This window comes from Roseburia sp. AM16-25 (assembly GCF_003473825.1).
In the GTDB taxonomy this organism is placed as follows: Bacteria; Bacillota; Clostridia; order Lachnospirales; family Lachnospiraceae; genus Pararoseburia; species Pararoseburia lenta.
In genome coordinates this window covers 440,940-453,719 of sequence record NZ_QUCW01000002.1, presented here as the reverse complement: position 1 = coordinate 453,719, position 12,780 = coordinate 440,940, and the positions used below count along the sequence as shown (strand labels likewise).

Here is a 12,780-nt window from a genome sequence, read left to right as displayed (position 1 = left end):
TTTAATCCCCCAGTTTCTTAATAATTGCATCTGCTATTTGGTTTATAGGAACTACTTTATCACTCAGACCCTGTTGTTCGATGGATCTGGGCATGCCATAGACAACACATGTGTCCTGACTTTCTGAAATCACATAAATCTTCTTGTGCTTTTTGAGCATCTGGATCCCCTTGGTACCGTCTGCACCCATGCCTGTAAGGACAACGCAGAGGATCTCCTTGTAATCCGAATGGCAAAGGGACTCATACATAAGATCTGCACAAGGCTTGAGGCTGCCGATCGGCGGTTTGTCATTGAGGCTTACCATAGGGCGACCGCTTCTGTCCTTGCCGATCTCCATATGCTTGCCGCCGGGTGCAATGTAGACCCAGCCAGCCCTCAGTACCTCCTGATCTTCTGCCTGCTTGACATGGATGGCACTTGTCTGATCCAGTCGTCTGGCAAGAGAATCCGTAAATCCTGCCGGCATATGCTGTACCAAAACCAGCGGAACCGGAAGATCTGCCGGAAGCATAGGAATCAATACCTGCAATGCCTGCGGACCTCCTGTAGAACAAGCCAGCGCGATCAGGGTATCCTTCCGCATACCGGAAGATGTTGCGGTCGCATCCTTGTCCACATCCCGGTGCACTGTCGTATCTACGGAGCGATCCAGTTTCTGAGATACGCGCTGGGCCATCTCCCGTACACGCTTGGTAGCCTCATAAGGATCCACCGGCTGTGCATGCTTTGGTGCCGGCAGACCACGGGATGCATTGTGCAGTGAACGAAGGAGTTCACTTGCTACCTTATCTGTCATACCATGCAGGCGGTTCTCCCGATATACATAATCATAAGCCCCCAGGCTCATCGCCTGACGGATGGTCTGCATATCTTCCGCAATGGAAGACGTCAAAAAGATGACGCGCGGGCGGTTCTCCAAAGTCTGTAACTGTCGCATAAAGGTAAGTACATCCATGCGCGCCGACAGACCGATGACAACGATCGCATAGGCATTCTCTACTATTTTGTTGTAAGCATCTTGTGTGTTCATGCTCATCTCAGACACTTGAAAATCTTTGTCTGTATTGATTATATCACAGATTTTCCTTCTCATGAGTGCAGAGTCATCAACAATCAATACCTTTTGCATTATATTTCCTGTTCCTTCTTTCTGATCCTACGTTCTTCCTGAAAAACATAGCCGATCAACTGCTCTTTCATGCGTGGATCCTTAAAATAGAATTTCACACGATGCGTATATTTATCCTTGGCATCTGTCTGCTTGGAATCGATCACTTTTGCAACCACATCGATGTCCAAAGATGTTTTTTTGTTCTCCTGCGGCAACTGGAATTCTAAAAGGAGATATTTTACATTGACTAAAGAGTTGCTGGATGTAAACCTTGCGCCACCGCCGCTGATATCTAAGATGGTTCCGATGCCGCGTACCGTCATCTCATTGCCTGCGGCCATTTTTTCTCTCACGGCATCGATCGTGCCCTCCATAGCCGCCTCTTCCGTCACGCCCATAAAGATCATCGGCACCATACAGGTGATCCGATAGTATTCCCGGCGCTGAAATTTTTCCAAAGGACTGGTCAGTACGATCTTTAACAGATAAAAATGCTGTTTTTTGATATGATCTGTCACCGTCCCCTGCGCCTTGTAAAGTCCCATCGGTGCGGAGAAGATAAACTCATAGCGGATGTTCTTTGGTAAAAGCTGCAGCCTGCCGCCGACCATAGGCATTTGCAGTTCTATGCTGTCTTTTGTCACATCAAATATACTTGTATAATAGATGCCCTGTGCTGCGTCTACATCCTCTTTTTCCATCAACTGGGTAATGCGGATATCAACCTTGCAGCCCGGCATTAAGTCTTCCATTCTCATATGATACTCCCGGACGCTCCCTGTCTTTTAAGAACGCCCCATAAAATTATTAAATAATTGCGTGATACCCCAGCGGTAGCGGTTCTTGTCATCGCCGGTCAAAAGATTCTGAGCGATGATCTCAAATGCCTTGGTAGACTTTGCGTTTGGCGCGACCGTCGATACAGTCTTTTGGTTGCGCACCGCCTTTTCCAGGGACGGATCGACCGGTATCATGCCCAGATAATGCAATTTTCCATCCAGAAATTTTTCCACGACAGAATTTAATTTCTGATAAACGGCATTGCCTTCCGCCTCCGAGGTTACCTTATTGGCAACCAGATGCACATTGGTGCCATTGCGGATAAACTTTGGATTTTTGTAAAGTGCCTTCATCAGGGAGTAGGAATCAGTGATGGAACTTGGCTCAGGTGTCGTCACAAGGATCACTTCCGGACTAGCAAGCACAAACTCCAAGACACTGTCCGCCACACCTGCTCCGGTATCTATGATCAAAACATCACATAGATCATTTAAAAGCGACAGGCTGTGCACCAGATAGGAGATCTGTTCTTTTGTCAGATTGTTGAGTCCGACAATGCCGGATCCACCCGAGATAAAACCAATATCCATAGGTCCTGTCGTGATGATCTCACGGATGCTTTTCCCGCCAAAGATCAGATCACTCAGATTGTATTTTGGTACCGTTCCAAACATGACCTCGACATTGGCGAGTCCAAAATCCGCGTCCAGGATAATGACACGCTGCCCCATCTTACGGAACATAATCGCCAGGTTTACCGCCATGTTGGATTTGCCAACGCCCCCCTTGCCACTGGTGATCGTGATCACGCGGGCATTGCCAATATTATTTTGATTTTTTTGTTTGATAACATTTCTTAATTGTTCGGCCTGATCCATATTTATCTGCCTCCCAACAAGAGTTTTACCAGTTTTTGTGTATCGACGACCTCAATGTCATCCGGCACATTCTGGCCTGTTGTCACATAGGAAAGCTGCGCTCCCGTGTGCAACTTGATATTTAATATATTACCATATGCACTGGTTTCGTCCAACTTGGTAAAGATCAGATGGAAATCGCAGAATTCATCATAGATATCTGTGATCTCGATGAGGTCTTTGTACTTTGTGGTCGCACTTAAGACCAGATAGATCTGTCTTTCGTATTGTGCCGGAAGATTTTTCAGCAGACGTTTCATATCTTCTCTCTGCCCATCATTCTTGTGTGAAAATCCTGCGGTATCCACCAGTACCAGATCATAATCTGCAAATTTTTCGATCTCTTTTCCAATATCTTCCGGTGTATAGATAATGGATAAAGGAGTATCCAGGATATTGGCATAGGTGCGCAACTGCTCCGCCGCCGCGATACGATAGGTATCGGCGGTAAGAAGTGCCACCTTTTTTTCCTGCTCTACTTTAAAACGCGATGCGATCTTAGCAATGGTCGTTGTCTTGCCTACACCTGTCGGTCCGATAAAAAATACGACCTTGGGCTTGTTCTTGGTCAGCGAGATCACTTCCGGCTGTCCCAACTTTAAGATCATCTTCTGGTAGACACTGGAGATCAGATAGTCCAGCCCGTTGGTGCTGTGGGACACACGATCCAGATCATCCATGAACTGATTGATGTAGATCTCATCCACTTCATTATCCAATAAAACCTTATATAAGACTTTAAAGAACTGGTGGCTCTGCTCGTCTCTCTCTGATCCTAAATCTTCTACAAATTCCACGGAAGAAAGCGGACGGAATTCCTCTGCCTTTGGCTCGGCTACCATTTGCGCCGCCTGTGATTCACGAAGCGGAGCGATCGGTTTGTGTCCGTTCTTTTCCATGACCTCGTTGACAGCGGCAAATGCCTCTTTTAATGCCATGGTATCACCGGACAAGTCTTTTTGAACCGGTTCTGCCTTTGCTGCACGCAGACTTGCCTTTGGTGTCTCCATACGATTGTTAGCCGTTTCCTGACTTTCCAGATCGCGTAGGGAGATCTCCTCATCTGCAACGGCATCAAAGCCATGGGATGCCGGTCTGGCTGACGGTGCCGGCGGTATGCTAAAGGAAGGCTGTGGCATGACATCATCTTCCAGTGCGGCTGTCACCTCGTACATGCTGCCCTTGAAAATGCCAAGAAAGCCCTTTTGCCGCACTTCCTTTACATTCATGATCACAACCGATGCGCCCATTTCCTCTTTTGCCAGAGCGATCGCTTCTTCTTTTGTTTTTCCCTGAAACTTTTTAATGGTCATCTTATCCTGTCACCATCCCCACTGATTGTAATTCAACATCGGAGTCGATCTCATTATATGAAACCACGATCAGATCCTTTACATAATCTTCTGTCATTTTCTTAAAATACATACGCACGATTGGTGATGTCACAACGATCGGTGTCTTGCCGGTCTCCTCGAACTTTGCGATCTCTGCCTGCAAAGAATCCATAATGGCACGGATGCGTTCCGGATCTAAGGTCAGATATGCTCCCTGCTCCGTCTGCTTGATGGATGCCATGATATCCTGCTCTACCTTTGGATCCAGCGTAATGCAGGAGGTCACTTCATTCGGCACAAAGTAACGGCTGGAGATTGCACGTTTTAAGCCCTGACGGACATATTCTGTCAGGACATCGGTATCTCTGGTTGTCGCTGCATGGTCAGCAAGCACTTCAAAAATAGAAAGCAGGTCGCGGATGGAAATCCCCTCTTTTAAGAGATTCTGCAGGACCTTCTGGATCTCGCCAAGACCCAGCAGTTTTGGTGTAAGTTCGTCCACCAGTGCCGGATTGCTCTCTTTGAGATTGTTGACCAGATTCTGCACATCCTGACGGCTCAAAAGTTCTGCGATGTGGCTGCGGATCACCTCTGTCAGATGTGTTGCAATGATAGACGGCGGATCGACTACGGTATAGCCCAGACTTTCCGCACGTTCCCTCTGGCTGTCTGTGATCCAGATCGCCGGCAGATGGAAGGACGGCTCAAAAGTCGGAATTCCGTTGATCTCCTCCTCCACAAAACCCGGATTCATCGCCATATAGTGGTCAAAAAGGATTTCGCCCTCTGCCACCTGAATACCTTTAATCTTGATGATATATTGATTCGGATTGAGTTGGATGTTATCGCGCAGACGGATGATCGGCACAACCGTACCAAGTTCCAGCGCGATCTGTCTTCGGATCATAACGACACGATCCAGAAGATCCCCGCCCTGATTGACATCCGCAAGCGGTATGATTCCATAGCCAAATTCCAGTTCAATCGGATCCACCTGCAAAAGGGAAACGACATTCTCCGGTCTGCGGATCTCCTCTGCCTCGGACTCCTCTGCCGCGACTTCTTCCTCGATGCTCTCCTCGCCGATACTCTTGGAGATCGAATAGCCGGAGATCAAAAATGCTGCACCAAAGGCACCGAACAAGACCGGGTTCAGCGGTGTTACCAGACCCAAAAAGATCATAGATGCACCAACAATATAAAGTACCTTTGGAATACCAAATAACTGTTTGATCAAAACGCCGCTGAAATCGGCTTCTTTGGATCCCTTGGTAACTAAGATACCGGTTGCCAATGAGATCAAAAGCGATGGAATCTGGGAGCAAAGTCCGTCACCGATCGTCAACAGACCATATTGCTGGATGGCACTCGTAAAATCCATACCACTTCGCATGACTCCCATTAAGGTTCCTCCGATCAGATTGATAAAAGTGATCAAAAGACCTGCTGTCGCATCTCCCTTGACATACTTTGTCGCACCATCCATAGAGCCAAAGAAGGAGGATTCATCCTGTAACTTCTGTCTTCTCTCGCGTGCTTCCTTTTCGGTAATGGCTCCGGTATTTAAGTCTGCATCGATCGCCATCTGTTTACCCGGCATAGCATCCAGCGTAAATCTGGCAGAAACCTCAGCAACACGTTCAGAACCCTTATTGATAACCATGAACTGCACAATGATAAGGACAATAAAGATGATGGCACCGATCACCAGATCGCCTCCACCAACGAACTGTCCGAACGTCTCAACGACATTTCCCGGCGAACCCGTACTTAGGATCAGACGGGTAGATGAAACGTTTAGGGAAATACGAAAGATCGTCGTAAACAAAAGCAGGGTCGGGAAAAAGGACATATCCAAAACTTCCCGCACAAACAAGACATTCATCAGAACGATCAATGCGACGGAAATATTGAGCGCCAGCATAACATCCAATAATATAGAAGGAATCGGAACAATGAAGAAAATAATTGCCGCCAATAGATATGCTGCAACGCCGATATCGGTTTTTTTAACACCGGATAGATCCATTCCGTTTCCTCCTTTCCATCGTATATCTCATCTCACCTTATCTTAAACTATTTATCTTTTACTGTAAACCAGCGCAAGGATCTCTGCCACTGCCTGATACAACTCCGGTGGAATCTGCTCTCCCACCTCGACCGTCGCATAAAGCGCTCTGGCAAGCGGTTTGTTTTCCATGATCTCCACACCGTTTTCCTTGGCGGTTTCTTTGATCTTTGCCGCCAGATAATCCTCACCTTTTGCGACCACCGTCGGTGCATTTTCAATCTCTGCATCATAGCGGATGGCTACCGCAATATGGGTCGGGTTGGTGATGACGACATCCGCCTTGGGAACATCCTGCATCATACGACGCTGGGATGCTTCACGCATCCTTTGCCTCTGCTGCCCCTTGATTTGCGGATCACCTTCGGTATTTTTATATTCATCCTTGACTTCCTGTTTGGTCATCTTCATGTCTTCGTTAAAACGATGGCGCTGGTAAATATAATCAGCCAGCCCTACCACCAGATAGCAAAGACTGATACGGAGTCCTGTATCTATGATGATATCGCCGATCAAAGAGATCGCCTGGTTGAGCGGTATCTCGTATAAGATGAATAAATTATTTGCCTGTCCCTTGATGCAGGTATATGCCACATAAAAGACCAGTACGATCTTTAGGATGGACATCAAAAGGTTAAAAAGCGAATCTTTGGAAAAAATACGCTTGAAGCCATTGACCGGATTAAACTTATCCAGTTTGGGCTCTAAAGGCTTGGTCGATACCTGCCAGCCGACCTGTACGATACTGATCACAATGGCAACCACAAGGCCTGCCGCCAAAAAAGGGGCTGCCAGACGGAGCAGCTGCAGATAGCCCTGGTTCAAAAGTCCGCTCGCCGCCTGTACAGTCATGCCATCCCGCTGGGTATCGACGACATCCGGTATCATCCCATAAAAGAGGTGAAAGACACTGATAAAGCCCTCACCCAGATAGGACACAAAGATACGCAGAGACAGGAATAAAGCGATCAGCATTGCCGCCGAGTTTAATTCCTGGCTTCGAGCAACTTTACCCTCTTCACGGGCATCTTTTAATTTTTTTGAAGTCGCCGGCTCTGTCTTTTCTCCGCCCGGTCCGTCCTGCGCGAACCATTGCAGGTCATAAGACAGAAGTAACACTTTGTCTTCCTTCAAGTTAATACATTCCTTCTATAAATGACACTGTCATGACTTTGATCTCTTTAAAAATAAAATTGGCAATGTCCGGTAATAAAAACGTCGTGATGAACAAAACTGCCAGACCAAGCAGGAGTTTCAACTGGACACCAACGGCGAACATATTCATCTGTGGTGCCACCTTTGCCATGATACCCAAGATACTGTTGAGAATCATCATGCAGGCAAAGACAGGCAAAACAATACGAAATCCAATGGCAAAAAGATCCGTACAATACTGCACCATGGAGGCAAGCAAGGAGTCCATCTGAAACTGCGCTCCTCCCAGCGGAAACAACTGAAACGAATCGATCAGCGCACGCAGGATATACTGATGCATATTGGAAACGATCAAAAGCAAGAGGATAAAGTAAGAATATAAATTTCCCGTGATACTGACCTGGCTGCCTGTCGTCGGGTCAAATACCATAGCCATGGAAAGCCCGATATCCATATCAATGATCGTACCTGCAAATAAAATAATGGAATTACAAATATATGCCGCGAAACCGATCAGCAATCCTGTAATTCCCTCTTTGAGCACCAATATGGCATAACCGACTTCCGAGGTGTATGCTGTATGTTCTACCGGAACGGCATAAAAAACAAGAATTGCCACAAATGCAGATAATCCGATCTTTACCCTCCCCGGTACTTCCTTCGCGCCAAAAAAAGGTGCTACAAACACAAAGCAGGAAATCCGTACCAATATCAGTAAAAAATATTCAAATGTACTTATATCAAATGTATATTGTAACATACCAAAACTAGCCTAAAAACGTGCTGAAGTTTGTCCACAATTCCGTCATGTAATCTGTCAATGTTGTCAATATAAAAGCACCAAAGATCAGCATTCCCAGGAATACGGCAACGATCTTTGGTACAAAGGTCAGCGTCTGTTCCTGAATGGAGGTAACGGTCTGAAAAATACTGACGATCAGACCGACGATCAAAGAGATCAAAAGCAGCGGTGCCGCACATATGATGATATTGTAGATCGCATCTCTGACAATATCCAATACCTGTCCTTCTGTCACAAAAATCACGCTCTCTTTCTATTTATCAGTAAAATGTCTTGACCAGTCCGCCAATGACAAGATTCCATCCATCTGCCAGCACAAATAAAAGTATCTTAAACGGCAGGGAGATGGTCGTCGGCGGCAGCATCATCATACCCATGGACATCAACACGGACGAAACGACCATGTCGATCACGATAAACGGGATATAGATCACAACACCGATAATAAAGGCTGCACGCAGTTCGCTTAAGATAAAACTCGGAACCAATACAACAAATGGGATATCATCATAATCTTCATAGGTCGTATCTGAGATCTCACAAAAGAGTTTGAGATCCTTTTCCTCCGTCTGTCCGTACATGAAATTACGGATCGGCTCCACGGCACGATCCAGTGCCTCTTCCTGTGTGATCTCTCCATTGTCCAGCGGTGTAATGGCATTTTCATTGATCTGCGTAAAGGTCGGCCACATGATAAAGAATGTCAAAAACAATGCCAGCCCGATCAAAATCTGGTTGGGTGGCGATGTCTGCGTACCGATCGCGGATCGAACAAAATGCAGGACAATGATGATCCTGGTAAAAGAGGTCAACATGATCAGTATGGACGGTGCTAAAGCCAGAATCGTTATGACCAGTAAAATACGCACATTTGCGGATAAAGATCCGGAATCTGAATCCAGGGTCAATGATACCCCGCCCTTGCCTGTGACCCAGTCACTGGAATTTGGTGCATTGTCCGTTGCTCCGTAGGAAGACGCATAGACTGTACTGCCACTGGCATACCAGACGCTGACACAGATGGCAAAGGTTGCCAGGATCAGACTAAAGATACAATATCCTTTTTTTAATTTGTTTTTCATATTCATGTCTACTTCTTCGGTAAATGTTCTTTGAACTTTTGTAAGGCATCGGCAAAATCGCCCTTAGCCGTCGGGATCGTCATATTCTGGGAAGGCATTTCTTTTAACTGCTCTCCGCTGAGTTGTCCCAAGACTGTGATCTCGTCCTTGCCGATGGCAATGACATAATAGGTGTCCTTGCCTGCCTGTATCAACTGTATGTACTTATTGGTCGTCAGTTTCAAGGTCTCAACAACCGAAAGGTTCTTGCTGATGCTCTGGCTTTTCTGGTAACCAGCAATCCATCGAGTCACATAGTAAGTCAATGCCAGAACGATTAAAAAACAAAAAAGTACAATGATCAGTTGAAAGATATTCTCACCTGTCGATGATAGTAAAATCATTCTTAACCAATAACCTTCTTTACGGCTTCAAGAACACGCTCTGCCTGGAACGGCTTTACGATAAAGTCCTTGGCACCTGACTGAATTGCCTCGATAACCATTGCCTGCTGACCCATTGCAGAACACATGATAACGCAGGCATTTGGATCCTTTGCACGGATTGCCTTTAAGGATTCGATACCATCCATCTCCGGCATGGTAATATCCATAAGCACCAGATCCGGCTTCAACTCCGTGTACTTGTCAACTGCTACCTTACCGTTTTCAGCTTCGCCTACAACGTTGTAACCATTCTTTGTCAAGATATCCTTGATCATCATTCTCATAAACGCAGCATCATCACTAATTAAAATATTTTTTGCCATCTCTTACTCTCCTTTTTATCTCTTATTTCATTATCTCGGTAATACGAATACCGAAAGATTCTTCAATGACTACTACTTCACCTTTTGCAACGTATTTACCATTGACCAATACGTCGATCGGTTCGCCGGCGATCTTGTTTAATTCTATGATCGTTCCCGGTGCAAAATCCAAAATATCCTGAATGGATTTGTGTGTCCTGCCTAACTCGACAGTCACTTCCAATGGAACGTCCATGATCAGATCTATATTTTCCGGCTGGTATGGTGCCTGATAATTGCCGGCAAAAGGTTGGAATTGTGCAGGCTGCACATTGACCTGCTGTTGTGGTGGATATGGTTGCTGCATATATGGCTGTTGCATATATGGCTGTTGCATATATGGCTGTCCGCCTGACGTTCCCATATCCGGCATTGGTTGCGGCGGTGGGGTCTGCCCTAGCATGGCTTGTTCCTGCATCTGCCCCTGCGCTTGCGGTGGGGTCTGTGGTGCCGCCTGTGGCTGTGATGCCGGTTCCGGCTGCGGTGTCGGCATGTCATCATCCACGGTCGATGCCGTATCGCTCTCCATATTCGACATGATGTTACTGCACATCTCCTTGGCAAGTGATACCGGATACAACTGCATAATCTCACTATCCACCAAATCACCAATCAGCATTTTAAAGGTAATCTTAACGAATCTTCCCTCCAGAAAATCTTCGATTTCTCCTCCATCGGTTGTATCCTGCAGATCCATCAAGGTTGAGGATGGTGGGCTGATATCAATCATGGTATTTAGCATGGATGACATCGATGTTGCAGAAGATCCCATCATCTGGTTCATAGCTTCACTGATTGCACTCAAATGCAGCTCTGTAATCTCACCATCTGTGTTTGAGCCATCGCCTCCCATCATCAGATCCGTAATGATTTTTACGTCATTTTCCCGTAAGACTAAGATATTGCTTCCATCTAATCCTTTGGTATAAGCGATTCGTACCAAAACACATGGTTTTTCATATTTATCTACAATCTCATCCCACGTTCCCATGGAAACAACGGGCGTTGAAATTTCGACTTTTTTATTTACTAAGGAAAACAGTGTTGTCGCTGCCGTTCCCATGCTGATATTGGCAATCTCACCAATGGTATCAACTTCATCCGGTGTGAGTTCTTCACCTGCTGCCGCGTCAGACGTGTCAGCATCCGGTATCCCACCACTCAGGAGGGCGTTGATCTCTTCCTGGGATAATACGCCGTCACTCATTTATTCCTGCTCCTCTCTTATGACTGATGTTATTCTAACTGCATAATCTTCTCCGGTTGCGCCGGGAAGTGCAGTAAATTTCTTGATATCTCCGACATAGACATCCAATTCCTGATTGACCTTGGTATTCAGGCGGATGATGTCTCCCACCTGCAAACCCGAAAAATCGTTAACGGAGATCACGCTTTTGCCAAGGATCGCCTTGACCGGAACGATCGCTTTTGCGATCAAAGACTCGATGGTGTCTGCATACTCCATCTCCACCCGCTCCTGCATGTTGGAATACCAGAACTTGGTGTTTAACTTGTCCATGACAGGCTCTAGGGTAATATACGGAAGACAGATGTTCATAAAACCTTCCACATCCCCGATCTTGATGCTGATCGTCACAATCGCGATCATTTCCGATGGAGAAATGATCTGCGCAAACTGGGAGTTGGTCTCAATACGCTCCAAGCGCGGATGTACATCCAAAACATTGGTCCAAGGCTCACGCAATAACTGTACGCAGGCAGTCATGATACGTTCAATGATCAGAAGTTCGATCTCGGAAAACTCTCGTACTTTATCAAGCGGTTCTCCCTCGCCTCCTAACATACGATCCACGATCGCATATCCCAACTTGGATGCCATTTCTACAATGATATTTCCCTCTAAGGGTTCAAAGTTGACAATACCAAGCAAGACCGGATTGGAAAGGGAATTGGAAAATTCCATATAGGTAACTGCCTCCGAATTCATCACCTCTACCTGTATGTTCTTGCGCAAGTAGACCGGAAGGTTGGTAGACAGTAATCTGCCATAATGTTCAAAAATAATCTCAAGGGTTCGTAAATGTTCTTTGGAAAACTTGGATGGTCTGGAGAAGTCATAGTTCTTGACCTGCTTCTCGCTGCTTGCCTTGATCTCTTCAGCATCTACTTCACCACTGCTCAGTGCCTGTAATAAGTTGTCTATTTCATTTTGGGAAAGTATATCGCTCAAGTATTCTCACCACCCACTGCAAATTTCTCCTTTTTACTGATATTGTGCCGTTGGGAATCCTACCGCTACAATAAAATCAGACCCAAACATCTTTTGAAGATCTTTCAAGATCTCATCCTGAACTGCTGACTGATTATTCTTGATCTCGTCTATCGTATATTGTGAAACAATGTTGTTGATGTCGCCCTTGATCAGATTGACCTTTTCTTCGACCTGTGGCTTAAGATCCTTATAATCACTGTTCTTGGTATCCATGGAGATAGATACGGTGAGCATAGCGAAATGATCCTTGCCGTCCCCATCTTGCTTAAGGTTGATGGTCTGTTCATCATCAATATTATAAACCTCGATCTGGTCGATTGGGATATTGGCGTTGCTGGTCGCACTGCCGGACTCCAGATCCAGATCAATGGCGCTGCATACCTTAGTGATCAGTTCATTTGCTTTTTGTGTCTCCGGCAAAATCGTGATCGTCAGGATCACGGTGAGTACCAAATTGACAACCACGAGTGCTAATGTAATAACAGTAATAAGATTTTTCTTCATGATT

General features: G+C 46.0%; 14 protein-coding genes. All 14 read right to left on the bottom strand.

Annotated elements, in window-relative coordinates; genetic code table 11:
- Nucleotide 1 precedes the first annotated feature (1 nt).
- From cheB to DW183_RS06020, 14 genes are read right to left on the bottom strand one after another with little or no spacing between them, the layout of a single operon-like run.
- The gene (cheB, locus tag DW183_RS06085; RefSeq protein ID WP_118281086.1) at nt 2-1,132 is read right to left on the bottom strand and encodes a chemotaxis-specific protein-glutamate methyltransferase CheB; all 1,131 of its coding nucleotides are present in this window, start codon (nt 1,130-1,132) and stop codon (nt 2-4) included.
- Nucleotides 1,132-1,872 (bottom strand): flagellar brake protein, encoded by a 741-nt coding sequence (locus DW183_RS06080; protein ID WP_118281085.1) that lies wholly within the window; start codon nt 1,870-1,872, stop codon nt 1,132-1,134. Before DW183_RS06080 ends, cheB begins: the two co-directional genes overlap by 1 nt.
- Before the next feature lie 27 nt (nt 1,873-1,899).
- Nucleotides 1,900-2,772 carry a MinD/ParA family protein gene (locus tag DW183_RS06075; RefSeq protein WP_118281084.1) on the bottom strand — a complete coding sequence of 291 codons (873 nt, stop codon included), beginning with the start codon at nt 2,770-2,772 and terminating at the stop codon, nt 1,900-1,902.
- A 2-nt stretch (nt 2,773-2,774) separates the two neighbouring features.
- Nucleotides 2,775-4,124, bottom strand: coding sequence for a flagellar biosynthesis protein FlhF (gene flhF, locus DW183_RS06070; protein WP_118281083.1), 1,350 nt, complete (start codon nt 4,122-4,124; stop codon nt 2,775-2,777).
- Nucleotide 4,125: 1 nt separating this feature from the next.
- Nucleotides 4,126-6,174 carry a flagellar biosynthesis protein FlhA gene (flhA, locus tag DW183_RS06065; protein WP_118281082.1) on the bottom strand — a complete coding sequence of 683 codons (2,049 nt, stop codon included), beginning with the start codon at nt 6,172-6,174 and terminating at the stop codon, nt 4,126-4,128.
- A 51-nt stretch (nt 6,175-6,225) separates the two neighbouring features.
- Entirely contained in the window at nt 6,226-7,347 is a 1,122-nt protein-coding gene (gene flhB / locus DW183_RS06060; protein ID WP_243069523.1) for a flagellar biosynthesis protein FlhB, read from the bottom strand.
- A gap of 1 nt (nt 7,348) precedes the next feature.
- On the bottom strand, nt 7,349-8,128 hold the full coding sequence (fliR, locus tag DW183_RS06055) for a flagellar biosynthetic protein FliR (RefSeq protein ID WP_118281081.1): 780 nt from the start codon (nt 8,126-8,128) through the stop codon (nt 7,349-7,351).
- 7 nt (nt 8,129-8,135) lie between these two features.
- Nucleotides 8,136-8,405 carry a flagellar biosynthesis protein FliQ gene (gene fliQ / locus DW183_RS06050; RefSeq protein ID WP_118281366.1) on the bottom strand — a complete coding sequence of 90 codons (270 nt, stop codon included), beginning with the start codon at nt 8,403-8,405 and terminating at the stop codon, nt 8,136-8,138.
- A gap of 25 nt (nt 8,406-8,430) precedes the next feature.
- Nucleotides 8,431-9,252, bottom strand: coding sequence for a flagellar type III secretion system pore protein FliP (gene fliP / locus DW183_RS06045; protein ID WP_199649408.1), 822 nt, complete (start codon nt 9,250-9,252; stop codon nt 8,431-8,433).
- A gap of 8 nt (nt 9,253-9,260) precedes the next feature.
- Nucleotides 9,261-9,635 (bottom strand): flagellar biosynthetic protein FliO, encoded by a 375-nt coding sequence (locus tag DW183_RS06040; protein ID WP_118281079.1) that lies wholly within the window; start codon nt 9,633-9,635, stop codon nt 9,261-9,263.
- Between the two features lie 2 nt (nt 9,636-9,637).
- A complete protein-coding gene (locus DW183_RS06035) occupies nt 9,638-10,000 on the bottom strand; it encodes a response regulator (RefSeq protein ID WP_118281078.1) in 363 nt (120 codons plus the stop codon).
- Nucleotides 10,001-10,022: 22 nt separating this feature from the next.
- On the bottom strand, nt 10,023-11,246 hold the full coding sequence (fliY, locus tag DW183_RS06030) for a flagellar motor switch phosphatase FliY (protein ID WP_118281077.1): 1,224 nt from the start codon (nt 11,244-11,246) through the stop codon (nt 10,023-10,025).
- Nucleotides 11,247-12,230, bottom strand: coding sequence for a flagellar motor switch protein FliM (fliM, locus tag DW183_RS06025; RefSeq protein WP_118281076.1), 984 nt, complete (start codon nt 12,228-12,230; stop codon nt 11,247-11,249).
- 33 nt (nt 12,231-12,263) lie between these two features.
- Nucleotides 12,264-12,776, bottom strand: a complete 513-nt coding sequence (locus DW183_RS06020; protein ID WP_118281075.1) for a flagellar basal body-associated FliL family protein — start codon at nt 12,774-12,776, stop codon at nt 12,264-12,266.
- Between the last annotated feature and the right edge of the window lie 4 nt (nt 12,777-12,780).

Bases quoted from the DNA above. Each gene is read 5' to 3' on its own strand.
- flhF (WP_118281083.1), bottom strand. From the start codon at position 4,124: ATGACCATTAAAAAGTTTCAGGGAAAAACAAAAGAAGAAGCGATCGCT.
- fliY (WP_118281077.1), bottom strand. From the start codon at position 11,246: ATGAGTGACGGCGTATTATCCCAGGAAGAGATCAACGCCCTCCTGAGT.
- fliR (WP_118281081.1), bottom strand. From the start codon at position 8,128: ATGTTACAATATACATTTGATATAAGTACATTTGAATATTTTTTACTG.
- flhA (WP_118281082.1), bottom strand. From the start codon at position 6,174: ATGGATCTATCCGGTGTTAAAAAAACCGATATCGGCGTTGCAGCATAT.
- cheB (WP_118281086.1), bottom strand. From the start codon at position 1,132: ATGCAAAAGGTATTGATTGTTGATGACTCTGCACTCATGAGAAGGAAA.
- DW183_RS06035 (WP_118281078.1), bottom strand. From the start codon at position 10,000: ATGGCAAAAAATATTTTAATTAGTGATGATGCTGCGTTTATGAGAATG.
- DW183_RS06080 (WP_118281085.1), bottom strand. From the start codon at position 1,872: ATGAGAATGGAAGACTTAATGCCGGGCTGCAAGGTTGATATCCGCATT.
- DW183_RS06075 (WP_118281084.1), bottom strand. From the start codon at position 2,772: ATGGATCAGGCCGAACAATTAAGAAATGTTATCAAACAAAAAAATCAA.
- DW183_RS06040 (WP_118281079.1), bottom strand. From the start codon at position 9,635: ATGATTTTACTATCATCGACAGGTGAGAATATCTTTCAACTGATCATT.
- DW183_RS06020 (WP_118281075.1), bottom strand. From the start codon at position 12,776: ATGAAGAAAAATCTTATTACTGTTATTACATTAGCACTCGTGGTTGTC.
- fliP (WP_199649408.1), bottom strand. From the start codon at position 9,252: ATGAAAAACAAATTAAAAAAAGGATATTGTATCTTTAGTCTGATCCTG.